The sequence below is a fragment of the Candidatus Saccharibacteria bacterium genome (genome assembly GCA_012965045.1).
Taxonomy (GTDB): domain Bacteria; phylum Patescibacteriota; class Saccharimonadia; order Saccharimonadales; family DTSZ01; genus DTSZ01.
Map to the genome: position 1 here is coordinate 206,370 of DTSZ01000001.1, position 25,660 is coordinate 232,029.

At 42.0% G+C, this 25,660-nt stretch carries 25 protein-coding genes, 1 tRNA gene and 1 riboswitch; of the genes, 8 read left to right on the forward strand and 18 right to left on the reverse strand.

The features are described from left to right. Window positions 1–4: 4 nt before the first annotated feature. On the reverse strand, window positions 5–1,816 hold the full coding sequence (gene typA, locus EYO12_00980; GenBank protein ID HIA91675.1) for a translational GTPase TypA: 1,812 nt from the start codon (window positions 1,814–1,816) through the stop codon (window positions 5–7). 98 nt (window positions 1,817–1,914) lie between these two features. Continuing rightward, a complete protein-coding gene (locus EYO12_00985) occupies window positions 1,915–2,580 on the reverse strand; it encodes a hypothetical protein (protein ID HIA91676.1) in 666 nt (221 codons plus the stop codon). Between the two features lie 87 nt (window positions 2,581–2,667). Between EYO12_00985 and EYO12_00990 the strand changes: the two genes are divergently transcribed. After that, window positions 2,668–3,393 (forward strand): flavodoxin family protein, encoded by a 726-nt coding sequence (locus tag EYO12_00990; protein ID HIA91677.1) that lies wholly within the window; start codon window positions 2,668–2,670, stop codon window positions 3,391–3,393. On the opposite strand, the gene EYO12_00995 is transcribed toward EYO12_00990, so the two are convergent. Further along, a complete protein-coding gene (locus EYO12_00995) occupies window positions 3,390–4,052 on the reverse strand; it encodes a Crp/Fnr family transcriptional regulator (protein HIA91678.1) in 663 nt (220 codons plus the stop codon). The genes EYO12_00990 and EYO12_00995 overlap by 4 nt on opposite strands. A 309-nt stretch (window positions 4,053–4,361) precedes the next feature. Here EYO12_00995 and EYO12_01000 point away from each other — a divergent pair, with 309 nt between their 5' ends. The 3 genes from EYO12_01000 (at window position 4,362) to EYO12_01010 (ending at window position 6,042) form a co-directional block, all read left to right on the forward strand. Further along, entirely contained in the window at window positions 4,362–4,616 is a 255-nt protein-coding gene (locus EYO12_01000) for a GlsB/YeaQ/YmgE family stress response membrane protein (protein ID HIA91679.1), read from the forward strand. Between the two features lie 87 nt (window positions 4,617–4,703). Continuing rightward, window positions 4,704–5,849 carry a hypothetical protein gene (locus EYO12_01005; GenBank protein ID HIA91680.1) on the forward strand — a complete coding sequence of 382 codons (1,146 nt, stop codon included), beginning with the start codon at window positions 4,704–4,706 and terminating at the stop codon, window positions 5,847–5,849. Continuing rightward, the gene (locus tag EYO12_01010; GenBank protein HIA91681.1) at window positions 5,839–6,042 is read left to right on the forward strand and encodes a cation transporter; all 204 of its coding nucleotides are present in this window, start codon (window positions 5,839–5,841) and stop codon (window positions 6,040–6,042) included. Before EYO12_01005 ends, EYO12_01010 begins: the two co-directional genes overlap by 11 nt. On the opposite strand, the gene EYO12_01015 is transcribed toward EYO12_01010, so the two are convergent. The 6 genes from EYO12_01015 to EYO12_01040 form a co-directional block, all read right to left on the reverse strand. Then, window positions 6,039–6,914 carry an alpha/beta fold hydrolase gene (locus EYO12_01015; GenBank protein ID HIA91682.1) on the reverse strand — a complete coding sequence of 292 codons (876 nt, stop codon included), beginning with the start codon at window positions 6,912–6,914 and terminating at the stop codon, window positions 6,039–6,041. The two genes, EYO12_01010 and EYO12_01015, sit on opposite strands and share 4 nt — an antisense overlap. Beyond that, window positions 6,856–7,833, reverse strand: a complete 978-nt coding sequence (locus EYO12_01020) for a methionine adenosyltransferase (protein HIA91683.1) — start codon at window positions 7,831–7,833, stop codon at window positions 6,856–6,858. The genes EYO12_01015 and EYO12_01020 overlap by 59 nt, the downstream gene beginning before the upstream one ends. A 53-nt stretch (window positions 7,834–7,886) precedes the next feature. Next, window positions 7,887–7,998: riboswitch (SAM riboswitch) on the reverse strand. Window positions 7,999–8,068: 70 nt separating this feature from the next. Beyond that, window positions 8,069–9,163 (reverse strand): glycosyltransferase family 1 protein, encoded by a 1,095-nt coding sequence (locus EYO12_01025; protein ID HIA91684.1) that lies wholly within the window; start codon window positions 9,161–9,163, stop codon window positions 8,069–8,071. After that, window positions 9,156–10,289 (reverse strand): glycosyltransferase family 1 protein, encoded by a 1,134-nt coding sequence (locus EYO12_01030; GenBank protein ID HIA91685.1) that lies wholly within the window; start codon window positions 10,287–10,289, stop codon window positions 9,156–9,158. The genes EYO12_01025 and EYO12_01030 overlap by 8 nt, the downstream gene beginning before the upstream one ends. Beyond that, window positions 10,289–11,239: an alpha/beta fold hydrolase gene (locus EYO12_01035; GenBank protein ID HIA91686.1), complete on the reverse strand. Its 951-nt coding sequence runs from the start codon at window positions 11,237–11,239 to the stop codon at window positions 10,289–10,291. Before EYO12_01035 ends, EYO12_01030 begins: the two co-directional genes overlap by 1 nt. Before the next feature lie 66 nt (window positions 11,240–11,305). Continuing rightward, window positions 11,306–12,220 (reverse strand): cation diffusion facilitator family transporter, encoded by a 915-nt coding sequence (locus tag EYO12_01040; protein HIA91687.1) that lies wholly within the window; start codon window positions 12,218–12,220, stop codon window positions 11,306–11,308. Window positions 12,221–12,711: 491 nt separating this feature from the next. On the opposite strand from EYO12_01040, the gene EYO12_01045 reads away from it, so the two are divergent. Both EYO12_01045 and EYO12_01050 read left to right on the forward strand, forming a co-directional pair. Beyond that, window positions 12,712–12,786: transfer RNA gene (locus EYO12_01045), tRNA-Gln, on the forward strand. Window positions 12,787–12,810: 24 nt separating this feature from the next. Continuing rightward, entirely contained in the window at window positions 12,811–13,545 is a 735-nt protein-coding gene (locus tag EYO12_01050; GenBank protein ID HIA91688.1) for a hypothetical protein, read from the forward strand. A gap of 162 nt (window positions 13,546–13,707) precedes the next feature. On the opposite strand, the gene EYO12_01055 is transcribed toward EYO12_01050, so the two are convergent. Beyond that, window positions 13,708–14,370: a hypothetical protein gene (locus EYO12_01055; protein HIA91689.1), complete on the reverse strand. Its 663-nt coding sequence runs from the start codon at window positions 14,368–14,370 to the stop codon at window positions 13,708–13,710. Window positions 14,371–14,430: 60 nt separating this feature from the next. Between EYO12_01055 and EYO12_01060 the strand changes: the two genes are divergently transcribed. Together EYO12_01060 and EYO12_01065 are read left to right on the forward strand one after the other, a co-directional pair. After that, window positions 14,431–15,639, forward strand: a complete 1,209-nt coding sequence (locus EYO12_01060) for a radical SAM protein (GenBank protein HIA91690.1) — start codon at window positions 14,431–14,433, stop codon at window positions 15,637–15,639. A 3-nt stretch (window positions 15,640–15,642) separates the two neighbouring features. Further along, entirely contained in the window at window positions 15,643–16,182 is a 540-nt protein-coding gene (locus EYO12_01065; GenBank protein HIA91691.1) for a CYTH domain-containing protein, read from the forward strand. Here EYO12_01065 and EYO12_01070 read toward each other — a convergent pair. The 8 genes from EYO12_01070 to EYO12_01105 all read right to left on the reverse strand — a co-directional run bounded on the left by EYO12_01070 (window position 16,172) and on the right by EYO12_01105 (window position 25,657). After that, the gene (locus tag EYO12_01070; protein ID HIA91692.1) at window positions 16,172–16,738 is read right to left on the reverse strand and encodes a hypothetical protein; all 567 of its coding nucleotides are present in this window, start codon (window positions 16,736–16,738) and stop codon (window positions 16,172–16,174) included. The two genes, EYO12_01065 and EYO12_01070, sit on opposite strands and share 11 nt — an antisense overlap. A gap of 296 nt (window positions 16,739–17,034) precedes the next feature. Then, window positions 17,035–17,733: an FAD-dependent oxidoreductase gene (locus tag EYO12_01075; protein HIA91693.1), complete on the reverse strand. Its 699-nt coding sequence runs from the start codon at window positions 17,731–17,733 to the stop codon at window positions 17,035–17,037. A 32-nt stretch (window positions 17,734–17,765) separates the two neighbouring features. After that, window positions 17,766–18,008, reverse strand: coding sequence for an AbrB/MazE/SpoVT family DNA-binding domain-containing protein (locus EYO12_01080; protein HIA91694.1), 243 nt, complete (start codon window positions 18,006–18,008; stop codon window positions 17,766–17,768). Window positions 18,009–18,153: 145 nt separating this feature from the next. Next, window positions 18,154–20,979 (reverse strand): type I restriction endonuclease subunit R, encoded by a 2,826-nt coding sequence (locus EYO12_01085; GenBank protein HIA91695.1) that lies wholly within the window; start codon window positions 20,977–20,979, stop codon window positions 18,154–18,156. Window positions 20,980–20,988: 9 nt separating this feature from the next. Further along, window positions 20,989–22,548 (reverse strand): RNA-directed DNA polymerase, encoded by a 1,560-nt coding sequence (locus EYO12_01090; GenBank protein ID HIA91696.1) that lies wholly within the window; start codon window positions 22,546–22,548, stop codon window positions 20,989–20,991. Further along, entirely contained in the window at window positions 22,545–23,762 is a 1,218-nt protein-coding gene (locus tag EYO12_01095; protein HIA91697.1) for a restriction endonuclease subunit S, read from the reverse strand. Before EYO12_01095 ends, EYO12_01090 begins: the two co-directional genes overlap by 4 nt. Window positions 23,763–23,774: 12 nt before the next feature. Continuing rightward, on the reverse strand, window positions 23,775–24,824 hold the full coding sequence (locus EYO12_01100) for a hypothetical protein (protein HIA91698.1): 1,050 nt from the start codon (window positions 24,822–24,824) through the stop codon (window positions 23,775–23,777). Continuing rightward, window positions 24,821–25,657: a GIY-YIG nuclease family protein gene (locus tag EYO12_01105; GenBank protein HIA91699.1), complete on the reverse strand. Its 837-nt coding sequence runs from the start codon at window positions 25,655–25,657 to the stop codon at window positions 24,821–24,823. Before EYO12_01105 ends, EYO12_01100 begins: the two co-directional genes overlap by 4 nt. Window positions 25,658–25,660 lie beyond the last annotated feature (3 nt).

Here is a 25,660-nt window from a genome sequence, read left to right on the forward strand (position 1 = left end):
GATGTCAGTTTTTCTTTTTTCGTTGGTTCTTATCTAGTTCACGTTTTCGCAGGCGTAGTGAATTTGGAGTTACTTCAAGCAACTCGTCGTCCTCTAAAAAGTCTATACATTGCTCCAAACTTAACTCGGTAGCTGGTGTAAGTTGTACGGTTCCGTCGCTGCCCGAGCTTCGCATGTTCGTAAGGTGTTTTTCTTTGGTGACATTAAATTCTAGATCGTCGCGTTGTGAGGTCAAACCAACGATTTGCCCGGCGTACACTTGCACGCCTGGCTTAACAATTAACGTTCCGCGGGCCTCGGCGTTTTGCAGCGCGTACGGAGTTGTCTTGCCGCCTTCATGGGCTATAAGCACGCCGTTTCGTTGCTGGCTGATGCCTGTTGTTTTTGGTTCGTAGCCGCTCATTAAACTGTGCATTATTAACGTGCCTTTTGTTGCGGTAATTAAAGAGCTTCTTGCACCAAGTAAGTTTCTGGTAGCTATACGATAGCGCAGCAGAACATCCCCGCTGTCGGTGTTTGATTGTTCTAGCATTTCGCCGCGTCGCTTACCGAATTCGTTTTGAATAACTCCAGCATGTTCTATTGGTATTTCGATCGTTACTTCTTCGAATGGTTCGAGTGTTTGGCCATCTTTTTCCTGGAACACTACCTGTGGCCGGCCAATTTCCATTTCAAAACCTTCGCGTCGCATGGTTTCAATCAATACACTCAAGTGTAGTTCACCGCGGCCTTGCAAAATAAAGCCAATGCCTTCGGGGTTAACTTTAAGACCTATGTTAGTTTCAAGCTCTTTTTGCAGGCGTTCACCAATTTGGCGGCTGGTTGTAAATTCGCCTTCTTTACCTTTAAGGGGAGAGGTATTAGGGCCAAGGTACATGCTGAGCGTTGGCGGTTCGAGCTCAATAGACGGTAGTGCCTCTGGGTTTTCGCCGGCAGCTATTGTTTGACCGATCTGAGCGTCTTTTACTCCACTCAGCGCAACAATGTCTCCTGTAGAGGCAGATTCTACCTCAGTTTTGCCTAAACCTTTAAAGCCGTAAATTTTTTCTACTTTTTGAGTTGCGACCACCCCGTCTGGTGTTACTAATTTGACTGACGTGGCTGGCGTAATTGTGCCGCGCTCTACTTTACCTACGACGTACTTTCCTTCGTAAGAGTCCCACTGCAAGGTTGTTGCGAGTAGCTGAAAATCACCATCATTGGTTTTTGGCTCCGGAACATGGTTAATTATTGCGTTAAATAACGGCATAATGTCTCCGTCAGCTTGCAATGAATCTGGTCTAGTTTCCCAAACCTTACCGTCACGTCCAACGGCATAATAGACCGGGTAGTGAAGTTGACTATCGTCGGTTGCTAGCTCTAAAAACAGGTCAGCTACTGCGTTTTCGACAAACTCTATGCGAGCAGCTGGTTTGTCGATTTTGTTAATGACGACAATTGGTTTGAGGTTTGCCTCAAATGCCTTTTTAAGTACAAATTTAGTCTGCGGCATCGGCCCTTCTTGCGCATCTACAATTAGCAAACAACCATCTGCCATGTGCAATGTGCGTTCGACTTCTCCACCAAAATCAGCGTGACCGGGGGTGTCGATGATGTTTATGTGGACGTCGCCGTACTCAACAGCCGTCACTTTAGCGGTGATGGTGATACCGCGTTCTTTTTCTTGGTCGCCACTGTCCATAATCAGCTCTTGGCTCATTTCAGCTTGGTTATCGCGGAAGGTTTGTGATTGCTTCAATAACGCATCAACCAGCGTAGTTTTACCATGATCCACATGGGCTACGATTGCTACGTTTCTAATTTGTTTCTTCTGCATATAAAAAGCACCCCATTTAAAAGGTGCCTCCTTTTACTTCGCTAGAGCTTAGCACACTATCTGTTAATAAGATAGCGTCTAAGCTCTATGGCGTTTATTTATTGAGGAGTTTGCGAAGCGTCGATTTCTGGAATTTCAACAGTTTCGAACTCGGTTGGTATTTCTATTGAAACGTCGGCGTTGTAGTCATAAACAATCGAGACTTGTTCGCCCTCGTTGAATGGGCCTGTAACTTCAATGACTCGCCCGTCATTAACTTTAATTTGACCGGTAATACCCTCTTCATCGGTAAATTCATAAATGTCACAGGTACCTACTGCGCAGTCGCCGGTTCCTATACTTGTAGCTTCCTCGGCTAAGGCGTTAAATTCTGGGTCATTATTTAATTGGGTAAAGCTCGATGAATCAAGCATCTGACTAGCTGTGTTTGGGAGCTTTAAAGTTGTGCCTTCTGAATCAATGGTGTAGAAGTCAGTACCGTCAACGATAAATGTTCCGCCATCTTCGCCTTCAATATCCATTCGGTACGTGTCGGCGTCTTCAACTTCTATAGTACCTACAGTGTTTGTGCCGTTTTCTGTAGTAGTTATGATAATTCTAAAATTACTGTCTGGGAACGAAAACGGTGATCCGTTTGCGTCTGTCGTGGACGATTCAGTTTGCGACGACTGACTTGTATCGTCACTATTGTTATTCAGCACGACAAATCCGACTGCACCTAACAAAGCCACAGCCAAACCAGCGCCAATTAGTGTTTTATTCATAGCATCACTACCCCTTTAATATATGTTCATTATACAGTTCGTTTGCCGTAAAGCTTGTATACTTTAATCAAATTATCAGGAGGGACAATGTCTCAATTTAACGATCTTAGCGCTGTTTTTATTAATTGCTCACTTAAGCGGGATGGAAACGATTCACATACCCAGCTTTTAATGAACCGAGCTATTGGTATTATGGAGGCCGAAGGCGTATCTGTAGAAACCATTCACGCCCTTGACCACACCATAGACACCGGAATGATAAAAGACGGGAGTGAGTTTGGTCGAACAGACGATTGGCCGGCTATTCAGAAAAAAATCTTACAGGCGGATATTCTTGTACTGGGCACTCCAATTTGGCTTGGCGTAAAGTCGAGTGTTTGTACACAAGTTATTGAACGGATGTATGCCTACAGCGGCGATCGAAACGATAAGGGCCAGTATGTGTATTACGGTAAAACAGCTGGCTGCGTAATTACTGGTAACGAAGACGGCGTAAAGCACTGTGCTATGGACATTCTGTATGCCATGAGCCATATCGGCTACACCATACCGCCACAAGCTGACAGCGGCTGGATTGGTGAGGCTGGGCCTGGCGGTAGTTATGGTGACACAGAGTTCGGCGACCAGACATTTGACAAGCCATTGGGCTATGACAATGACTTTACTAATCGAAACACCACCTTTATGGCCTGGAACCTAATGCACACTGCCCGCATGCTTAAAGATGCTGGTGGTATGCCAGCCAAAGGCAATGTGGCCGAAGACTGGCAGAATGCCACCAATGCTAAGGATCAAAATCCAGAGTATCGCTAAGAAATTTCCTCGTCAGCAAGGTTAGCATTCAGCACTTTAGCTTGAATATGGTAGTGTTGCTTTTCGTATTTAACCGCACCTGCGTCAATTAATACTTTTGTTTGCAAGCTAACGGTTTCGCGGGCTAAGGCTGACATTTCTGCAATAGTTTGGTGCGTTACTGGTGGTGTCACGCGGCGCCATTTACCATTTTTTTCGGAATGCACTCGGTATAGGTAGCGGAATACCTCGCCAACTTTGTGGGTTGAACTGGTACTTTCTAAGCTTTGCAGTCGCAGCATTAACTCTTTTATTGTCTCAACACTCATTTCTAACATGTAGTTAGAAAATTCTAAATTAGCTTTTGTTTGTTCTATTAACTTTTCTGTTCGTAGTACGGCAATTTCGCAGTCAGTATAGGCCTCATAAAAATAGCGAGCCTTGTAGTGCTCTTTCATTGACCATATGAGCGGGAATACATCACCAGGCTTAAGGATCATTAAAATCTTTTTCTCGCCCTTTGGTGCAATATCATACACAATCACATAACCTGACTTTATATAGAACGATTCAATAAGTTCAGAGGACTGAAAAATTATAATTTGATGCGCTGAATACTGCCGAACAGAGCCATTATTTTCGAAAATTTCACTGATCATTGTTAGTCTCCTCACACTCATACTGTCATTAAATTGCCTAAATACCTAGCGTCAAACTAACTACCAAATTGTTGAATGCTCACTGAGCAATCTGCTCAATCTTCCTATAGTTATACGTACAAACAAAGAACGAAAGGAGGCAGATTTGAACGATGCACTATGGTTTGTAAGCGAAGTCAGTCAGTCAATATATGACCAAGTACTAACATCGCCGATAACCCTAATTGTCGTTGCGATCGTAACTCTTCCAGGAGTTATGGCCAAACTTACGCAATTTGTTTATCAAAAAATATCTAACTAAATAAATGTAACACTAAAGGAGTATATTTTATGTCAATTTTATTATGGATTATTTTCGGAGCATTAGCCGGTTGGATTGCTTCAATGATAGCTAATACTAACGAGCAGATGGGTGCTCTAGCCAATATAGGTGTGGGTATTGTCGGTGCGATACTTGGTGGATGGATTATATCCCTGCTGGGAGGAACAAGTGTAACTGGCTTTAATATCTGGAGCCTAATTGTTGCAGTACTTGGGTCAGTACTATTTTTATCAATTATCAAAACCGTCTCAACTAACAGCTAATTCCCCTACATTCATCAACAATAAACCGAGTGGTCGTCACTGGCCGCTCGGTAGAAAGGCTAAAAAGCTATTGGTATAGAAAATAATATGTTTAATAGTCACTTTACAAAAATTAACCATCTCATTAATCAGGACTCGTCATCGCCCAAGATTAGTATCATTATTCCAACTCACGTTGAGGCTAATGGGCAGAATCAAGAGGCTGATCGTATTCGAATAAAGAATGCATTTGCCGAGGTTCGCAATTCATTAACTCTTGATAAAGAACTGCAAGAGGCCGTAGATGTGGCTGAGTCGAAGCTGCTGTCGGACAAGGTAATCAAGGAGCTGTCGACGAGTCTCGCGGTGTACGTTAGTAGGCAGACATTTGAGATGTTTCATCTAACATACGAAACAACAGAGGTCGTTCATTGCGGCGATTCGTTTATTGTTTCGCCAATCATACTCGATAAGTCTCTCGGCTTGTCGATGTATGTGTTTCATACTAGCTTAAAAAACCCGAGCCTATTCATATATGAAGGCGGTGAGCTTACAGAGCTCGATGAACTTGATCTACCGAGCGACCTGCAACAAGCTATGAAAATAGATGAATACCTTAAAGACAAGCAGCACCATGTTTCTGGTGATGCTATTCATCACGGACACGGAGCAAGCGACAATAAACAGGACGACATAGAGGTCTACTACAAGCGTCTTGCGAACGTTTTTGACGAATATCTGGCGTCTAAAGAGTTGCCGCTATTGCTCGTTGGGGCTCAGGAGCGAATACACCAGCTCAAGGCTAACCTACAGTACCCTAATGTTTTGAGCCAGCAGTTGCAGGGTAGTTACAACCACCTCAACAAAACAGAATTAGCAGAAAAGCTTCAGTCGGCGGTTCATTCTCTACTGCGCGAGGACCTCGATCAGCGTGAATCAACACTGCAATCGACGCAAAAAGAGCTATTGGCCGATGAGTATGCTGACATAACATCTGCCGTTGAGATTGGTCAGGTAGAAAGTCTCTACGTGCCGGTTCTACGGACGACAAACGACAGTGTTCGCCCTAATAATCCAACTAAACTGCTCTTCGATTACAGCAACTATAATCTTAAAAAACTAGAGCAACTGGTACGTAATGTAATTAGTCAGGGCGGATCTGTATTGGCCTTGCCGAGTACGTTTAAAAATAAGGCTGCGGCTAAATTTTATGCCAAATTACGCTATACACTGGAGGCTGATAATGCCGTATAGCAACCTCTCTGATCTACCAGACCAAGTAAAAGACAATCTGCCTCACCACGCTCAAGAAATCTACAAAGAAGCCTATAACAGCGCGCTTGAGCAGTACGACGATGAGCAGCGCTCACATCAAACCGCGTGGGCGGCGGTTAAAAACAAGTATCACAAAAATCAGGATGGTGAGTGGGTGGAAGATTCGGATTAAATGTACGCCATTGTTTCTTCAAACGACTCATATAGTGGGTGATGGCCAGAATTGACTAGTGTCTGCAGCGAAATGTTTTCGTTTTTAGTAGTCACATATTCTAAAAAATTCTGGTCTAACCCACTGTCGGCTATTCCACGCACTAAAGTGATAGGTATATGGCAAGCCGCAAGGCTTTTTTTAACATCTTGATGAATTAAGGTGTTTTTTAAGCTTCTGCTGTAAGACCGCCAGCTATGCAAGCGACCGTCATGCAGTACTTTTTTCGGTAAACTACTGCCACTACCGGTGGCCGCATAAACTGGCTTGGCTAGCGCAGAAATTTTACACAAAGAATGACACAACGCCCACGCCAACGGCCCGTGCCGAAACATCGCCGGCACATCAGTGGTATTGGCAATTAATGCCTTAGCCTCGGCGTCAGCGCTAAACAGCATCGGGCTTAAAAAAACCGCCCGATCAATGATACCGCTCATTTGCGTCAACACATCAACCAGTATCACCGTCGAAAGTGATTGCCCGACTACAGTTATCGGCTGAGTCAGGTTAATAGTTTTAAGAGTGGCTACAATTGCATCAGCATGATCGTGAGCACTGTACAGGCAGTCTCGCGGTTTGGGGCTGTTGCCGAAACCAAGCAAATCAAGCGCTATAGTACTTCTGCCCTGCATTTGTAGCTGCTCAACTGCTGGGTCCCAGTAGCGAACCGACCCCAACATTCCAGGGACAAGAATTGTCGTTGGCCCAGTCCCCTTCTTTTCATAATGTAGTGTCCGCGTCATATATCTTGGTATTGTAGCGTACCGTTGTGGCTTACTGCTCCCAAGCAAAGTCTTTGTGCCCAAAGTGCCCATATTCGGCTGTGGTGGCATACTGAGGTTTTCGAAGATCTAAACTAGAAATTATTCCATTTGGACTTAAGTCGTAGCCGCTCACTAATTTTTGTTTACCATCAACTATTACAATTGCCTCCAACGGCTGGTCGTAGCCGATCGCATAGGCTAAGTAACAAAACACTTCTTTGGCGTTTTGTTTTTTAAGTGTGTCGCGGGCAATCTTTCGAGCCATGTAGGCAGCTGATCGGTCGACTTTCGAAGGGTCTTTCCCGGAAAAACAGCCGCCGCCAATTGGTATCCGCGGCCCGTAATTATCGACAACAAGTTTTCGGCCTGTTAGACCAGTGTCGGCGTCAAAACCGCCCATGTGCCAGTCGCCAGCAGGATTAATGTGTAATGTTGTTTTCTTATCTGACTCGGCTAGTTGCTGTGTACTTAGCCATGTCTGCACGGCATCGGTTAATTCGGCACTTGCTGCGTTCTGAAAGCTGGCCACAACTGATTCAATTGAATTATCGCGTAGGGTTATTTGAGTTTTACCATCAAACTCCCACTGGCTGTACAAGTACTGGTTTAATTGTCGTGACAATACTACCTCAAGCGGCAACAACTCTTCGGTTTCGCTGCTGGCATATCCCACCATTATTCCTTGGTCGCCGGCTCCACCTGTATCGACACCTTGGGCAATTTCTGGGCTTTGAGCGACGATTCTGGTTTCAACTTCTATACTGTGTCCAACAATGGTCCGAGCAGTCTCCTCTATGTCTATATCGGCAGTTGATGTAACTTCACCAAATACAAACAGCTTACCGTGCCCGCCTGCAGATTCTACAGCTACACGAGCGTTTGGGTCGTCGCGCAGATAGGCATCTAGAATCTTGTCCGACACTCGGTCGCATAGTTTGTCGGGGTGTTTAGGCGACACGCTTTCTGCGCTTTTGTAATTTGTTGACATAAAAATAACTCCTTTTTGGCATGGCTCAGAGCGTCTTTTCTGTTAAAAAAGAATCACCATCTTCCTGCGTTTGAATGTCATGCAGGCTGAATGTAGCACCTTGCGTGAATTGCTGGTTGCTGGCGGGTCATAGGGTCAGGTCCCTCGCCGCTCTCTTGATGCCGATTATGTTAATGTTTCAAAATAGTAGCACGTTATAGTGCATGTTCAAGTAGAAAATAAAAAAATCTGAATGTTACGAAGAATACAGTTCAACTAATTTCGGACCGACGACCTCAATATCGAATTTTCGCACATGGTCGTGCTGCCACTGCAGCAGCTTTTGATGTAATGAATCATCCTCTACAAGCGTGGTAATACGAGCAGCGAGCTCTGTGGTGTTGGTGGGGTCTACCAACAGATGTTCAGCCTGATCTTCTAAAACAGTTCTGTAGCCGGGGTTATCTCCACCCAGCGTAACCGTGCCAACTGACATAGCTTCTAAAAGCACAATGCCAAAACTTTCGCCGTGTAGTGATGGAAAGACAGCCAGTTCAGCCTTAGCAAGTTGGTTGTACTTCTCCTCTTCACTGACTCTACCCAAAAAAGTGACTCTGTCGCGCAAGCCTAAGCCGTCTACGAGCGCTTCAAGTGATTTTCGCTGCGGTCCATCACCACAGATAGTTAGCATGTATTTCTTTTCCAGTAGAGCTACCGCTTCAAGTAGGTGGCGACAGCCTTTACGTTCAACTAGTCGGCCGAGGAAAACCAGGCTATGTCTACTTTTGTTTGCTGAAGTATTCGCTTTAGCAAACTGAATTACATTCGGTAGAATTTCAGTTGATACGCTGTAATTATTGTGGGCAAATCGTTGGGCGGCTTTCGATACACTTACAAAAGAATCAAATTGTCGAAGAGACTTATTTTGCAAAAATCCCATTACTCGAGCCCCTGCTTTGGTAAACCATTGGTCAGCATCTATATGAAATGTGCCAACTTTTTTTGTTGAGGAATCAGCGTGTTTAAGTACTTTGCCTGCAAGCAATGGGTTGTACGGTGCTTGCACATGCAGCACATCAAATTTTTCGGCCGCTAACACTTCTTTTATTTGCTTAGAGCTGGCTGGAAGCGGAATACTCAATGAATTGCCGTTTCCAGTTACTTTAAAATTTTTGCTTAACGAGTACGTGCGGTCTGGAAAAGGCCCGTGCTTGGTTTCTCCTACCAAAAACTTCACATCATGCCCGTGTGCGAGCAACCAGCGCCCAACAGTTTTAATATACTGCTGAATGCCATCGGTGCGGTCTAGGCTGTCGTCAAACACAAACCCTATTTTTAGTTTTTTACTCATGGAGTAGCTCGCTATATAGTTGTTCTATTTTATCAACCACTACTGGGTAGTTATATTGCTTAACCTCACGTTTTGCCCACGCAAGCCACGCTTTACGGGCTTTTTCATCTGTCAGAAACAACTCTAATTTACTGGCTAGTTCCTCTGTTTGGTAAGCATCAACTAAGCTGGCTTTTCCATCACCTGTCAGCACACATTGGTAGCCTGGATTGCTGCCAGCTACTGTGACAGTCCCCATGGCCATGGCCTCTAATAGAACAATTCCAAAGCTTTCACCAAACATAGCCGGGCTGCAGTAAATGTCGGCCCGTTTTAATAACGATCGCTTGCGTTCGTCAGAAACAAATCCGAGGAAGTTAACATTATCAATGTTGTGTTTTCGAACATAGTCTTTTAGAAATTCGTCGCGCACACCTTTGCCGGAAATAACTAGCACAACGTCGTCTCGCTTCTTTGACAGGCGTTCGAAGGCTTGTATGAGTAGCAGCGCGCCTTTGCGCTTTTCTAGACGGCCAATAAATAAAATAACTTTTTTGTCCGGGTAGATGTCTTCTGTCTGCGTTTTTTCCACGTCAAAGACCTCTAAATCAATACCGTTTGGTATGTGGTTAAGTGGTAGATCCAAAAAATTTACCTTTTTAATCATGCGGGCGGATTCTTTTGACACAACTGTTAAGGCTTTAAGGTTTTTTATAGCCGCTTTTTGGTACGGCTTAATCAATCGTTCAAACGACGACGTAAAAACAGAGTCTGGCAGGCGGGCATGAAACGTCGCTACATTAACAGATGTAGATCGCGCTAAGACTTGGATGCCTAATAATGGAATCCATGGTTCGTGTACATGCACAATGTCGAACTTGTAGTCTTCTAAAATTTTGTCTAATTGTTTGCGGTCGGTTGTTATCATGGCCACATCGACCATGGTATTAAACGGAGTGTTAAGTTCTGTTGATCGGCCTAGCAGTATAACGTTCGGTTTTGGTTGGTCAGGTAGGGTTTTTGGGGTTGGTGCAATTATGTACACCTCATGCCCGCGACGCGTCAGCTCTTTTTGGTGCGCAAGCACCGCTTCTTGTACGCCGCCGCCTCGGTAAATGTTGTAAGGGCAAACCAAGGCAATCTTCATTAGTCGGTTACCGCTGTTTTATTTGTCGAAGACTCAAACTGATCTTTTATTGCTTGCGGCAGTATGTCCAGTACGTGATCTTCGGTTTCAATGTCTAGAGGTGCATGGCCATGGACATTCAGGTCGTGACTTTCAAAATCCTTAAACATGGTTCGCATACTGGCCTTAATTTGCTCGGTATTAAGTAGGTGGTCAGACGGAGCGCTTAAGTACTTCCCTTTTACTGGTAGTTTGTAGCCCGACAAATCCGTCGTTTTAAAAAAGTCCCAGGCGGTTGCACCGTGCGTGTAGGTGTCATTTACCACCCACAACCAGGCACTTTCGCGAACGTATTCGTTGGTTTCTTCTTTATTTTTGTCTTTTAGGGTTTCATTGAGTGGTTTTGTAAGTTTGTATACTACGGGGATAAAAAAATTGTTTAAAAACAAGGCGTCGAGTATTTTTGCGCCAAGTCTGGTGCGTCCAATATTGCACAGTCCGTACATCAGCGGTATTTCGACAGTTTTCTTCATAGAAAAGTCTTTGTGCGACACAAAGCCAACCAGGCTAATTACTTCTTCTACGCGCGGTGTTAGCTTAGGGTAGGTGCTTAGTAGCTCGGTGACCATCTGGAAGCCGAATGAAATCCCCAGCAAGGTTATGGTGCGGTCGTCGGGGATATGCGTGGTAATAAAATGATTCAGGTGATCGGCGTAAAACTCTAAGTCTGGGTAATTATTAATTTTGCTGGCTGGGTCCATGCCGCCAAAACCGGGGTTGTCGGCAATGTACACGTCACCAAAGTTTTGCAGCGCTCCAATCATAGGCAGTAGTCGTTCAATGGTGGCGTGTTGGCCATAAATAATTACAAAGGTACGTGTAGCGTCGGTGTTTTTAGCTGGCCAGTGGCCCATGCGCCCTTTAAGACCTTTAAAATCATATTCAGAAATATTCGGATCGTCACTAAACAAAACAAGATACCCTTATTAATGCTGTTCGAAGTTAGCTTAAGTATAGCATTTGCTCGGCTCTAATTTTTACGGAGTTTCGGCTTCTACTTGTACGGTGTTTGCTTGTGGAATTTTCTTTTTTACAGCTGTTTTAATTTTGTCACTTAAGACTTCGATCTCATTCGTAGTCAAATCGTCGACAAAATGGATTTCTAAGATTATTAATAGCTTGCCAGAGCCTAAGTGCAGTGTTTTTAGGTCCAGTACTTCGTTTACGCCGTCGAGTTTTGTACAGGCAGCTACAATTGCTTTTTGCATAGCCGGCGTTATGGCTCGTCCAACAATTAAGCTTTTGGCGTCATATACTAAAAGTGCAGAGGTAACCATCATGCTAACACCAACAATCATGGCGCCAATACCGTCAAAAATAACTGACCCTGTAATTAGGTATAAACCAATTGCCACCAGACCAAAAAGGGCTGAAGCCGTGCCGAGCGAATCAACCAGTAAGGTGGCTTTTGTTTCAACCAAGCTGGAGCTGACCAGTTTTGTTCGGTCTCGTCGTTTCAAAAAATTAATACCAAGTCGTTTACGGCTAAGGTTGAACGAGTATCCGTTCGTAAATAGCCCGAAGCTTAGCGTTACCAGCGCCAGCCAAATGGTGTCAATCGGCTGCTGGTCGATAACTTGCTGTAGGCCTAAAAACAGCGAAAACAAGCCAGTGCCAACAAACATAAACAGGCCAGCAACTAACACATAAAAAAACACTTCCCTGCCGTAACCAAGCGGGTGTTGTTTGTCGGCAGCCTTTTCAGACTGCGTTACGCCAAAAAAAAGTATCCCGGCGGTTACTAAATCACTCAAGCCTTGCAGTGCTTGCGAAAACATAACCGCACTACCAGTTATAAAGCCTACAAAAAGGTTAAATAATACGTCACCAACACTTACAGCAAATGACGTCCCAACCGCTCGCTTTTGTGAAATTGTTTGTTTTTTTGCCATAACAATAGTCTAACAGCTTGATACATTCCCTTCACCTGTTTAAAATAAGCGGAGCATCTTTTTGTGCGATTATATTTCAAAAGGTATAATCATCACGAATGGCGAGTCGCCCTACCTGCGGCAGGCAGGCAAGTGTGAGAAATACTTTAAAGTATTTCGCAAGGTCGGAAACCCGGCGCAAGTTATTGCCCGAGTTGAGACGGGGTGAAACATGCTGGTAGCATGTTGCAAGGAAATCTACTCTTGAAAACTGGGTTTTCAAAGATGTAGTTTCGGGATCGCAGGATGTGATGCGGAATTTTTACAAAGTAAAAATATCTGTGACAAGGCACATGGTTTTGGTCCATGCATTCGGGGTGAGACGAGCCAGTGGCTCGTTGCAAGGAAACTTACTCTTGAAAATTAATTTTCAAAGAAGTAATTTCGGGCTCGCGGGACGTGAGTCGAATCCGATTCGAACCGGCGTGAATTTAAGGTATAATCAACGACAATGGCGAGTCGCCAAGTGGTAAGGCACTGGATTTTGGTTCCAGCATTCGGGGGTTCGAATCCCTCCTCGCCAGCCAAACATAGCACCGAAGGAGACTTCATTGCTTTCAATTATTGCGCTTATTGTTTCAGTTATCGCTGTCATTGTGTCGATTATTAGTTTGTGGAAAGCTTATCTTGCTCCGCTCAAACTAGAAGTAGCAGCCGGAGAATTAAGGTTTAGAATCTATCCTGTTAAAAATTCTGTTAAGAAATGGTATCTTCCTACATTCACTGTGCCAATATCATTAGCAAATGTTGGTGCAAAACCTGGAAAGGTGCTAAGCCTAAGACTAGTAGCCCATTACCCACAAATCAAACCTGCAGGCGCTAAGGAAACTTTTAGATGGTATGGAGAAGTTGAACCGAGGCAGTTCAGAAAAGATGCACAACATATATTTAAGTGGCAGAATACTTCCGTTATTGCAGGCAATGAACCGTTCATTGTTCCTCCAAAATCTACATACACAAAATACATGGTCTTTAAGAAAAGATGGGATCACCCTGTTGGTGCAAAAGAAATACGATATACACTGCAAATTTATACCGATCGAAAGAACAAGTGGCATGATATTGAAACATGGACCATGTCCCTGACACCCCTTTATTGGTCAGAGCTTACTGAAAATTTAAGTTCAATTGGGGTTAGTTCCGATAGCACCCCTAGAAAATATACCGAAACTATCCCAAAGGACCTACATAGTCTGATAAGAATAGACAGTAAAATTCCCAAAGGGGGGTTTCAGACGGAACCGACCTATGTAGACTCTGAAGCTACTGATGAAGATAAAGTATAGTCAGGTAATAGAGACTAATCTGATCAGCCAAATGGAAAAGAGCCCAGCACGGACTTTTTTTGAATAAGATAAAGACTTGAATCTCCGATTTGAAAAGTATTAGGCTAGATAAATTTCAAATTTTGAACGTATACAAAGTCGTTATTTTTAACGAAGAATTTATTATATACTTTCTATAAATTTTGACAGCATTTCAGCGCTAGTTAATTCATCTGTGTCAAATTTGGTGCAACTTACATCTGTTTCTATTTCTAATATACTTATAATTTCGTGCCATGCTCTTTGATATCTTTCGAGAAACACCAACGAATTGAACCCCCAGAAATTCTCGAATGTATCTGTTTTTTGCCTTTCAGCGATTCTCTGTGAGATAACACTAAATGGAGCATGGACCAGATTAATGCTGTCTGGTAATTGATCTGCGGCTTCAATCCATTTGTGGGCCACATCAAGATGGTGCCGGTGACTTAACTCGGAAGTAATTGTCTGTCTCATCACTGCATGGGATACGCGGGTTACTAGCTCGCCACCTGACGTAGCGATTTTGCGGCCTTCTGAGTATTTGGCTTCCGCTAGGTTTTTAAAATCAGAGTTAAGGTCTATGTATATATCCTCTCTTTCAGCTATCATTTCTGCGTCTAAGACTTGAGTAGCTGTTCGTTTTCGGAATTCACGCGCGCGAGAAGAGGATGTTGGTTCAAGAATTTCGTAGCCAATTGTAGCAAGAGCACCGAGCCATGTTGATTTCCCTGAACCATCTACACCTAGAACCAGGAGTCTATCAGGGGATTTCTCTAGTTGGGCCTCTACTTTACCAATTAACATATTTGAATTATAATCAAATAACTCACTAAATCAAGTAAGTGAAATAGATGGTTGCAGAATATGATTGAACAAGGAAGTATGCATGCAAAGCCTGAAGAGAGACCTAATATCGCTTTGTCTTCCTTAGGTGAAACTCTTACTGAAAGCGACTACGGGATTGAAGCCGGAGTTCTTAGCCTGATTGAAAGTGAAAAAGGAATTCCGACAGAAGTGACAAGGGATCTTTCACTTCGCGCAAAAATCATAGATTCCTGTGGCTTAACTTGTACGTTTTGCCACAATGAAGGCACCCCTGTAGCAATCGATAATCCAAGTGGAGTGATTGCAATAAGAGGTATTGGCGGTAAATCAAGTAGATCTTCCGTCTTTAGCGCCACTAATATGGTTAATTTTCTCCCTGGACGGATGGAGGCCACTGACCCAGATTTTATTAGAGCGCTTAGCTCACTTCGTGGAGAGTTAGGACTCAATGAACTGCACTTAACTGGGGGTGAGCCTACTCTTCACCCGAGTATTAGTAATTTGGTGCACGCTGCTCGTGAGCAGGGCTATAAGGTGAGCATGACTTCCAATGGTGAAAGTGGATCAAAACGCATCAGGGAGCTTGCAGAAGCAGGTCTTAGAAAAATAAACTTTAGCATTTTTGGCACCACAGCGGAAGAATTGGCAGAAGTACAGAGTGATAAATTTATTCAGCGAAAGGGGCTTGCTGAAAAAAAAATCGATGCTTTGCATGAGTCAATAAAACTTGCAGGAGATAACGGTATTAAAATCGCAGCCAATATCGTTATGGGCGGCCCTGAGCACGCTCAGCGAATAGAAAGAGTGATCGACGAGTTCGACCCACGATTGGAGATAAGAATCTTACCCGACCTATCGGTAGGCTTAGAGTCTGCAGTCTCAATTTACTCGTTCTTAGACCGTAGAGAAGCCAAGCCAATAATCAGGCAAGTAGAAGCAGGAAGTTCGAATACTCGAGTGAAGTATGCTTTACCAAATGGCAGGGTTATCGTTTTTAAACAGATTAGACCAACGAGATTAAATGAGTGTGATGGTTGCAAATTCAATAACCCTGACGACTGTAAAGAAGGTTTCTACGGGATCAGATTGTATGTAGATAACTTAGGAAATTATTTAGTAGGAATTTGCTTACAGAGAATGGATTTAACAACAAGCGTTAATGATTTTCTTAGTTCAGATTTAAAAGATCAAGTTTTAGGCTTGAGGTCCTCTGAGTACGAAGCAATGAAAAAAATCCATACTGTATAATAGATGGCTATGAAGAACATTGAATATGAAGCACGAATACTTGAAATTGAACCAGTACCATTAATTAATAAGTTGAAAGCACTCGGCGCAGAGAGGGTTGGTGATCATTTTTTTAGAAGACATGTATTTGAAACACTCCCACCTATTGCTGGAAGATGGGTCAGACTCAGAACTAATGGTAAAACGAGTACTTTGACTGTCAAGCAGATCACATCCGACAAGGTAGATGGCACTAAAGAGTGGGAGACGGTCGTCGAGGATTTTGAAAGCACCCTTATGGTTCTAGAAAAGATCGGCTTAAAATCTAAAGGGTACCAAGAAAATAAAAGACTCGAGTATAGGATGGGCGATGTAAGCATATGCATTGATCAATGGCCCAAGATCCCTGCCTACTTAGAGATAGAGGCTCCTAATAAAAAATCGATTAATGAAACAGCTAAGCTCATTGGATATAGTGACGGTGACTTATGTTACTTGAATCCAGAAAAGATATACCTTAAATATGGAATCGATATTTCAAAAAAAGCAAATATCAGTTTTTAGTATCATTACCACATTGCTTGATCAGAAAAACTGAACATTTTATTTCTCGCTCCTCGACAGCCCACACAGCAGTCTCACCTTCTCTAGTGCCAAACAAGCCTCGCCCCATTGGGCTATCGAGAGTTAGTGTAGTTTTTTGATCAACAACATTCTTTACTTCAGCTAAAGGTATATCTGTAATATTGTGCATGGAGCCAGTAATGTAGACATATTCTCTATCGTCATCTCCCCAGTCTAATCCTACTATGCTGCCTAAGGTAGCTTGCGACTCATCTGAACTTGGGTAGTCAAAAACTACACTATTTCGGATTTTAGAAGTTATTTTTTTTGCACTATCTGATAGGCCAACGGATTCGGCCGCTATGATCTCGGCAGCTGCATTGTCGTGCCAGGTTTCGGATGACTGTGCCATTATTTCAGCTAGCTCCTGCCCCATCTGATCCTGCCTATTACCCAGCTTAGCAAGCCCAGCCAAAAGTAGACTTTCCTCAAAAGGTAGAATAGGCTTGTTGCCTGCAGTTTCAGCATCAAGTATTGCTTGGTTTCTCTCGCTCATAATTTCCTCCTTATTAGTTGTTCTGAAGTGCACATATGATTACATAAATATAAGAGATTAACAATTTTTATAGACTAAGTAATTATATTAATATTCATATTGAAGAAGTTAAGAAGTATATGTACCTGATATCTATTCTGTAATATCTATCTCGTTTTCATATCCTTTTGAATTCTACAAAACAGAAAAAAATTAATTTTTAGTTCTGCTAAATGAAATCGTTTTTTTTGCAAAAAAAGTGCTAAAAAATAGACCATTTTAATTCTCTAAATGATTCATGAATCTTTGTTATTCTCTTAATAACCCAAATAAGGGTCGGCTATGATTCTTGACTTCTTAACGCCAAAGCCCTTGATAGTTTTGCTAAGGCTTTTGATCATAGAAGGTGCGCCAGAAATAAAGAAGTAGGCCTGAGAATCGTATTTTTTATTCAATTCAGTCAGTTCGTTATTAACTTGTTTGCTGTCCTTAACATAGCTGACTGACAATTTTGGATTCGATTTTGCAGCGGTATCCAGCATTTCTTTAAACAAATACTCCCCATCCGACGAGTAAATGACATGCACATCTGACTTGGTAGGGTCTTCTTGGTATTGTTTGACCATAGCTAAAATTGGGGTTATTCCAATGCCGGCCGCAACCATAATTACTGGTGTAGTTTCATCTTGGCGGTAAAACCAGCCGAATGGCCCGCGCATTTTGACGTGGTCACCTTTTTTTAGTTTTTGTAGCTCTTGCTTAAAACTACTGCTTGGGGAGCTAATTTTTGTACCAATTCTTATCACACCCTCACTCGGTACGCTGGCTATACTAAAGGCCCTCCATTTTTTACCCTCAACATTTCGCCCGGGCATTGAAAAAACTGCATGCTCCCCTGGCCGCCAGGTTATGTCGCCTGCTGCCATTTCGACAACTAATTTGTCTTCTTGTTTCCAAACATCGACCACCTGTATATGGTGTGTATTTTTAAGTCCTTTAAAATCTGTTATTTTCATTTATCAACCCTCCCTGGCTGGTTCAGTTATACCTATTGCTTGTCTGCGTCTTTTACTTGATTGCGAGTATGGTCAAGATTCTCGCTCATAGCCTGCATGTGCCGTTCAAATGACTCTGGCTTGGTTACAATTAATCCATCACAGTTAGGATCAATAAACACTAAGAGCTTATCCCCTGACTTAATTTCAAGTGATTCGCGTGCGTCAGCAGGGACCACAATTTGACCACGATCGCCCACGGTAACCGTTCCGGCTAATTTAGGTAGTTTATTCATTTCTCAACATCTCCCTAGTTGTGATTAGTCAGTGTATTCATACTTTTCATACATGTCAAACAAAACGTACTAACGTCCTCTTGTCTATTCGGTTGTTCCAAAACTGTGTTAAAACAATAACCTAGTAACGTTAACTAAAGAAAATCTAGACTCCTTCAATAAAAGTTTCGATAAATCTGTTTAGCTTGGCGCTTACCCTATCTATTATCGATTGTCGTTTTAATACGCTTGGCTGTTGCGACAAAGTGTTAACGATGTCATCGCCTCTTGGTTTGCGGCCACTATATAAATAATCTTCGATCAGTTCTTGTAGCTCTTCGGTCATTAAGCCTTCGTCATTAGCAATTTTTTCGAATGCCTTAGTCTTTTCGTCCGACCAAAATTTATCGAACCTACCTTCTACATCGTCTGCGTCAGATATTTCTGGAATGTGTGAGTTTATAAACTTTTCTATTAGCTCGCGTTTGCTCAACAGGGTTATTTCAGAGTTGATAATGCCAAGGATGTTCTTTTTAATTGCTTCCGCTTGTTCTGCGTTAGCGCTGACTAGCTTTGAAAGCAGTCGTATGATGTAGTCTACGTTTATGTCGTCGCGCCGGATTAGCTCCAGTTCGAAGTCCACATCTTCTAGTATCGATACCTTTTCTTTCTGGTAATCAGACTGTACCTTGCGATATATATCTAGGTATTTACTTTTGTAATCTTCAAACATTTGCTCGTTTATGGTGCTATCCGCAAAATCAAAGTCAGCAAAACTGTTTAAGATGTTGCGCAGGCGGATGATCTCGCGGAAGTGTTTTACAAACTCTAATTGCTGCTCTTCGCCAAATAGACTGTCTGCGTCTGGCGGGGTTGGGGTGAGCTGCTGCATCTCGCCGATTGAATCATTAAAATGCTTCAAATACACCTCGTATGGCTGCATAAAAATCGTTTCTTCGGCCTCTTTGTTGCTAAATAGCGCCACGGCGTCGTCTGTATATTTTTTAAGGTTACGGAAGCTAATAATGTTGCCCTGTGACTTCGCTTCACCATGGATCCTATTTGTTCTTGAATAGGCTTGGATTAGCCCGTGGTATCGTAGGTTCTTGTCTACGTAGAGAGTGTTCAAGGTCTTGCTGTCAAAACCAGTCAGAAACATGTTTACCACTAGCAAAATATCAATTTCGCGCTTTTTGACCTTGTCGGCCACATCACGGTAGTAGTTATAGAAGCTTTTGCTGTCTTTTGTTGTGTAGTTACTGCCAAACATCTGGTTATAGTCAGCTATGTAGCTTTCTAGCCTGTCGCGGCTGTGCTTATCTAGTGATCCCAACGAAAGTTGCAGACCACCATCATCTGCTAGCAACTCAGACACTTTGTCGTCTTCGTTTGCTGTGTAACTGAATATGGTGGCAATTTTTAATTGGCGCTCACGGCCTGCCTGCTGCTGTTTAAAAAGTTCATAATATTTACACAGGGTGTCTACGTTACTTATAGCAAATATGGCATTAAAATCCCGTGAGTGCGTTTTGCGGTCGTGATTAGCTATTATGTAGTCGACTATTTTTTCTAAACGTTTAGGCGACTCCATTAGCTCTTTGGTGTCTATGGCTTCTACCTCTATGTCTTGTTCGTTGGCGCTGTCTTTGCGCTTATAACGCCCTACGTACTCCACGCTAAACTTTAGTACGTTTTCGTCATTTATGGCATCTGTTATGACGTATTTGTGCAAGCATTCGCCAAACAGGTCTTTGGTAGTCTTTTTAAAGCCTATGCTGCCACTAGCGTTATCTTTAAATATCGGCGTGCCGGTAAAGCCAAACAGCTGTTTGTTGCTAAAGTATTCCACAATCCGTTGATGAGTTTCGCCAAATTGGCTGCGATGGCACTCGTCAAAAATAAATACAATCTTTTCGTCTTTGTGTTTGTTCATTTTTAGCAAGTGTTTGCCACCAGTTATTGCGTTGTTGAGCTTTTGGATGGTGGTGACTATTAACTTTTGGTCTGGGTCGGCAAACTGTTTTACTAGTTGGCTGGTGTTGTCGGTGGCATCAACGCTGCCTTCTTTAAAGTTGTTGAATTCTTTTATAGTCTGAGTGTCTAGGTCATTGCGGTCTACGCAAAAGACAACTTTGTAAATGTCTGGCAGGTCAACTAGTATTTGGCTGGCTTTAAACGATGTTAGCGTTTTGCCAGACCCAGTGGTATGCCACACGTAACCGCCTTTACTGCTGTTTTGCACGCGGTCAACCAGCGCTTCTACAGCGTAATACTGGTAGGGGCGCAGTGCCATAAGAGTTTTAGTTTCGGCCAGCACTACGTACTTGGCTATCATTTTGCTAACGTGGCAGCGCTCTAAAAACTCTTGGGCAAATTCTTGCAGGTCGGTTATTTTTTGGTTGTCTTTATTTGTCCAGTAACTGGTGAATTTAAACGGAGCCTTTTTGTTATTGGCGTAGTATTTAGTGTTTACACCGTTGCTGATTACAAATAGTTGAACGTACTGGAACAACCCGTAAGATGAATCGTAGCTGTGTTTTTGGTAGCGCTGGGTTTGATTGTAGGCTTCTTTTAGCTCTAGGCCACGGCGTTTTAGTTCTATTTGCACCAGTGGCAGGCCGTTAATTAATAGCGTTACGTCGTAGCGGTTTTTGTAACTGCCCTGCATAGTTACCTGGTTTGTTACTTGGTACTGGTTTTGGCACCACTCTTTTTGGTTAAAGAACTCTACGTAGAAGTTTTTATTTTCCCTTTTAAGTACAAATTTATCGCGCAAGGTTTGAGCTTTATCAAACACATTGCCTTTGCTTAAGTGGTTTAATATTCTAGCAAATTCTTTTTCTGTAAAGGTTGTGTGGTTGTGTATTTCTAGCTGGGTTTTTAGGTTAGCCAGCAGATCTGCTTCGTCGCGAATAGTCACCCGTGCATACTTCATGCCTTGCAGCTGCTTGATTAGGTTGTTTTCTAGTGTTTGCTCAGATTGGGTTGTCATAGAGTTTCTCTACATATCATAATGTGACCTTATCAGAGTTCCAAAATCCTCATCCTCTAGTAACTCTATTATGGATTCATTTTTACTTTCCTCTATGTCCTCAAAAGGTTTAAGGTTTATAAGGCTAAACTTATCCAGTTCTTTGATATCAATAGATGGTATTGGATCCCGTGCACTAAAGTTACGCGCATCAGGTGTTGAAGGATTTGAGATCATTTTGAAGATGGCCATTTTATTACTGCGCAAAAAGGCGCTTGCGTAACCTTTTGCATTGTTCAACAAAATCATATAAAGCCATAAATTAAACAATGTGCTTTTTGTTTCTTTATAGTGGTTAACAATTCTATCTAAAATATCTTTAATATCAATATCCTCACGTACCATAACAGTTAAAATGTGATCTATAAGTGCAAAACCGTAAGTTCCATAAGATCTACCAGTATCTATCGATGTAACAATTCTGTTTATGGAAATTTCTCCCCATGTCGACAATTGGGATACGACAAGTTCTTTCTTCCGAAAATGCTCAAGGATTTCACGATATGCATTGTCAAGATACCTTTTGTTTGTCGCATAAGTACAAGCATCAATAATATTTACAATATTTTCATAAAAAGCCTTACCGTTTATCTCTTTACTCTTAGGTTCGGTAACGCCATTAAATACCACACCTGCTATCTGCATGTTTGCTTCGTTACCATTCACGGCATTAGGTGTTGATATAGCTGATTTAGATTGACCGAGCACGAACCCGTAGGTATCGTTTAGTAGTGCTGCAAGTGCATCAATAACACTGCGTGCGTCTGAGTGACTTTTACACAGAAACTTATAGTCGTCTCTATATCTGAGGGCAATGATGCCTTTTTTCTCAATGTATTTACTTAGCTGTGCGTCGATATCACTTAGTACAAGCTCAGATATAATATCGCTTACATATGTTCCGGTAGGGATTCCATTTGTTTGTCCATCATTTGCATTCTGAAATAGACGATCTAGTCTGTTTCCAACTATTCTCTCACTTTTGTTATTTTTTGCAGTCTCTTTGCCCATAACTGCCCAAGCGATTGAATGCGTATATATTGAATTGTAAAAGTTTTGGATGTCGCATGTAGCTTGTACGGGGTGTGTTATTATCCAGCGGTCTGGCTCGATGGTATCAAAATGGTGCCAAGCACTTTCCTCGCTAGGAGGAGTCTGACCAAAAATAGGTACTGTAAAAACGCTCACTTTGTTCTCTGATGATAGAAGGCTTCGTAATTCTGGCCAAAAATCTTTATGCGTCAACTCATTGACGATTCGGATATATGCATAGGGGTGTAGAAGTGAATATTCTCTCATGCCTTTGTTTGGCTTTTGCCCGAGGAGTTTTATAGCTTTTGTCCGAGGTATCTTAGGCTTTTTTAACCAATCAATAGTGGTAAGCGATATCGTGCTCAATCCTTCAGGCTTGATGATTCCCGGCAGAATGCCATTCTGAGAAAAATATCCATTCTCTAGTAGGAATTGTCTTGCTTCTTTAGGCTTTGTGTTTCCAAGTATACTCCTTAGCTTATTACTATAATTACTCATACAAACATTTGCTGGAGGAGGGCTTTTTTGAATTGCTTGACTTGCTCCAGCTTCCTTTCCTCTCGCTTTATTTTCTCATCAATCCCGGTCAAAAACTCTGCAATTTTCTGCTGCTCTTCTTTGCCCGGTATCATAATTGTCATTTTGGCTAGCGCTTCATAACTTAGGGTATTGCGAACGCTGCCTTCGAATGAATGATGCATTTGTCTCATAAATTTAGCGCTACTAAACCAATCAAATAAAAACTTGTCTTTCACTTCAGCTTTAGCCGTGAATGTTACGTAGAGAGGGCTGACAATTGAGTCTTCTTCTTCAGATTTATATGCAAGCGAACCAACATCAATTCGTGACGGATTGTATGCGAACGTACCTTTTCTGATAACAAAGTAATTTGAAGTATTCTTGCTCGCGATATTTGCTCCCTCGAAATAGTCTGCCTGGGAGACGAACCCCTGTCTGTTACTTACGCTTTGTACATAACTTATTGCTTGGTATTTATTGCGAAGCTTATTTTTTACTAAAACACTTCCAAGTTTTTTCTCTTGCCAGGGTTCGGTGAAGCCGGGGAAGCGGAGTTCTTGGCTAAAGATTTTTTGCATTATTCCTTTTTTGTATTTTTCTAAAAGCTCTTTTTTGCGCTGCAAACCAGCAATCTTATCATCCACACCCTTTAAAAACCCTGCGATCTTTTGTTGTTCTAGGAGCGTAGGAAAAGCTATGGGTGTAGCTTTGGCTTGCTCTATTGTGTAATGCTTAATTGTCCCAATATGAGAAATGCTGTTTAGATAACGTCTAAATTTTGGAGATGTGAAAAAAATAAACAGGAAGAATGGATTAAAATGGTCTGACTGTTTAGCCCAGAGCAGATCTGCGTCCTTAAAGTAAAGTGGTCTGTTCGACTTTACTAAATAAGGTATTCCTATTGAACCCCCACCCGTGATTAGTATGTCACCCTTTTTTATACTTCCACTTTTCAAAGTCAATTTTTCGAATAAAGCTTGCGATATGTAGGCTTTGACGTTCACCTTCCTTTTAAATATGGCAACTACATCGCTTGATCTAAAGAACGGTACGCCGGACTTGGTCCACTCATTTTTGTGGACTCTGGAAGCTGATTTGATCTCAAGTAAGTCCCCGAGCTTTTTTACATCCCACTCATCATTAAAGCCCGGGAATCTTAGTTTTGGTGTTTTATGATGTAAAATTTTGTTCATAGATATGTTCACCTAAAAGGGGATGTCGTTTACGTCTACTATTTCAGGCTTTCTAAGTATTAGCCTTGATTTTGGGTCTATCTCATATTTCTTGATATATTCTTGCTTAATCTTCTCCCAGTTATCACCAAGCACATAATCATCTTTTAATGTTGTAATTACAAGTTCAGTTAATGAAATGTTTTGTTCAGAGATTAGCCTGTACAACGCGTCGTTACTAAGTCTTAGGGTGGAGCGTTCCGTATGGCGTATATCGTAGATATCATTGTTTAGCGTTTTTGATATGTTAAGCATTGCATCTAAGTGTGATTTAAGCTGTGATAATTTTTTCTCATTTGTCGGGGACTTAAGCAGTTTTTTTGATAATCTTTCCAGAATGCTTTCGATTGCTTTTGTTTTTTTGTTCTTAATGAAATCTGAGAATATTATATTTAGTATTTCTGCGCTTGTTTTTGAGCTACCAACATAATCTCCAGCGTCGTACAAATCGTAATAAATACTGATTTTTTGCCTGAGATCATCATCTTTAAGTATTGATTTTAAGGTTTTTAGAGTTTCGCCACTTTTTTTTGTAATTAGGTGTTCGATAATTCTAAAGTTCGACGCTTCTTCTTCAAAAATTAGGTTGAACCGGTTTATTACATCTTGACGCTTATCCTTCTGTGAGAACAGGATTGTTATTTCAGCCATGTCAAATAAATGATAATCATCAAAGTATTCATATTTATCGTCTTCTGGGCCTGTAGACTTAACTTGGTGTTTAATAATCTTGAAATCATCAAACTGGAACGAGTCAGACATCTTATATCCTAGTTCAGATAAAGAGAAACTATCAACTTTATTTGTGTCAAAGTAGATTTTTCCCTTTTTTTCATTTTCAAAAAGTATAAACCACTCAAGATAGTTATTGCTTGAGCTCAAATAACTAATTTCTGCAGCAATTCGGTTTCTAGTTTCGGCGTCTATTATCTCCCTTCGCCGTGCTCTAAACCTGCTGTACCTCAGCTCATTTACGAATGAACTATTTCTGTCTTGACGATTGCGCTTCGAAAATAATTTCATCTCTCGCCCTTTCGCATAACTTCGTCCATGCTTTGACCAGAGCTGTTCTTCCAGGTTGTCCAGGCATTTATGCTACGACCTGTCACAAAGTGCCCTGCAAGATTGGGCGACTTGAATGAAACATTGTCATTCAGTAGAGTGATATCACTTTGCGGGGTGCCATGTTTTGTAAGTAGTCTATTACGCTCTGTGAGTCTTTCGGGCCTACGCTGACGCCAGCTAGGTGCTACAGAATTATCAATCATAGAGCCGGCTAATACTACGAATTTATCACCCCTAAACTGCGCTTTGGCTAGTGTTTTTTTGCTTTTTGCGTGCCAAATTGTCTCTTCTTGGTCGCTGCGCGAACTAAATATACTAAAACCTATAGATTCTGCAACTAGTGCAATGTCTTCTAGGATTGTTTCCATACTGTGAATTTTAAACTCGTGTATGTTGTTGCGTGCTGGAATAGTTTTATTTAAAACTTCCATAGCTGCCGTAGCTTGGGCTTTTTCTACGGCTAAAGATTCTAGATACTTTACGTCTGTTTTGCCTAAAGTATTTGCACTAGATACAATTGCAACTGCCGTGTCCCAAAAATCTTTAGATTGGTCATGGTTTTTTATACGGTGAAAAAAGTTTTCGCTTTCGCCGATGTATATTTGGTTATCGCCAGAATTAATAAGCAAGTATAGTGCTGGCTGCTTTAACTCTTTGCGGTCTTTTATATGATTTACTTTAATGCGTGGAACAACAAATGCTTTTATAGAGCTTTCGGACAGCTCTATAACCCGAACACCTTCTAGTGTTCCGTCTGGCAGATAGGTTTGAATTAGCCTAGGGTTATTCATAGT

What these genes read in the sequence shown, in the direction of transcription:
- typA (HIA91675.1), bottom strand. Translation starts at nt 1,816, where the DNA reads ATGCAGAAGAAACAAATTAGAAACGTAGCAATCGTAGCCCATGTGGAT.
- EYO12_00985 (HIA91676.1), bottom strand. Translation starts at nt 2,580, where the DNA reads ATGAATAAAACACTAATTGGCGCTGGTTTGGCTGTGGCTTTGTTAGGT.
- EYO12_00990 (HIA91677.1), top strand. Translation starts at nt 2,668, where the DNA reads ATGTCTCAATTTAACGATCTTAGCGCTGTTTTTATTAATTGCTCACTT.
- EYO12_00995 (HIA91678.1), bottom strand. Translation starts at nt 4,052, where the DNA reads ATGAGTGTGAGGAGACTAACAATGATCAGTGAAATTTTCGAAAATAAT.
- EYO12_01000 (HIA91679.1), top strand. Translation starts at nt 4,362, where the DNA reads ATGTCAATTTTATTATGGATTATTTTCGGAGCATTAGCCGGTTGGATT.
- EYO12_01005 (HIA91680.1), top strand. Translation starts at nt 4,704, where the DNA reads ATGTTTAATAGTCACTTTACAAAAATTAACCATCTCATTAATCAGGAC.
- EYO12_01010 (HIA91681.1), top strand. Translation starts at nt 5,839, where the DNA reads ATGCCGTATAGCAACCTCTCTGATCTACCAGACCAAGTAAAAGACAAT.
- EYO12_01015 (HIA91682.1), bottom strand. Translation starts at nt 6,914, where the DNA reads ATGCCACCACAGCCGAATATGGGCACTTTGGGCACAAAGACTTTGCTT.
- EYO12_01020 (HIA91683.1), bottom strand. Translation starts at nt 7,833, where the DNA reads ATGTCAACAAATTACAAAAGCGCAGAAAGCGTGTCGCCTAAACACCCC.
- EYO12_01025 (HIA91684.1), bottom strand. Translation starts at nt 9,163, where the DNA reads ATGAGTAAAAAACTAAAAATAGGGTTTGTGTTTGACGACAGCCTAGAC.
- EYO12_01030 (HIA91685.1), bottom strand. Translation starts at nt 10,289, where the DNA reads ATGAAGATTGCCTTGGTTTGCCCTTACAACATTTACCGAGGCGGCGGC.
- EYO12_01040 (HIA91687.1), bottom strand. Translation starts at nt 12,220, where the DNA reads ATGGCAAAAAAACAAACAATTTCACAAAAGCGAGCGGTTGGGACGTCA.
- EYO12_01055 (HIA91689.1), bottom strand. Translation starts at nt 14,370, where the DNA reads ATGTTAATTGGTAAAGTAGAGGCCCAACTAGAGAAATCCCCTGATAGA.
- EYO12_01060 (HIA91690.1), top strand. Translation starts at nt 14,431, where the DNA reads ATGATTGAACAAGGAAGTATGCATGCAAAGCCTGAAGAGAGACCTAAT.
- EYO12_01065 (HIA91691.1), top strand. Translation starts at nt 15,643, where the DNA reads ATGGCTATGAAGAACATTGAATATGAAGCACGAATACTTGAAATTGAA.
- EYO12_01070 (HIA91692.1), bottom strand. Translation starts at nt 16,738, where the DNA reads ATGAGCGAGAGAAACCAAGCAATACTTGATGCTGAAACTGCAGGCAAC.
- EYO12_01075 (HIA91693.1), bottom strand. Translation starts at nt 17,733, where the DNA reads ATGAAAATAACAGATTTTAAAGGACTTAAAAATACACACCATATACAG.
- EYO12_01080 (HIA91694.1), bottom strand. Translation starts at nt 18,008, where the DNA reads ATGAATAAACTACCTAAATTAGCCGGAACGGTTACCGTGGGCGATCGT.
- EYO12_01085 (HIA91695.1), bottom strand. Translation starts at nt 20,979, where the DNA reads ATGACAACCCAATCTGAGCAAACACTAGAAAACAACCTAATCAAGCAG.
- EYO12_01090 (HIA91696.1), bottom strand. Translation starts at nt 22,548, where the DNA reads ATGAGTAATTATAGTAATAAGCTAAGGAGTATACTTGGAAACACAAAG.
- EYO12_01095 (HIA91697.1), bottom strand. Translation starts at nt 23,762, where the DNA reads ATGAACAAAATTTTACATCATAAAACACCAAAACTAAGATTCCCGGGC.
- EYO12_01100 (HIA91698.1), bottom strand. Translation starts at nt 24,824, where the DNA reads ATGAAATTATTTTCGAAGCGCAATCGTCAAGACAGAAATAGTTCATTC.
- EYO12_01105 (HIA91699.1), bottom strand. Translation starts at nt 25,657, where the DNA reads ATGAATAACCCTAGGCTAATTCAAACCTATCTGCCAGACGGAACACTA.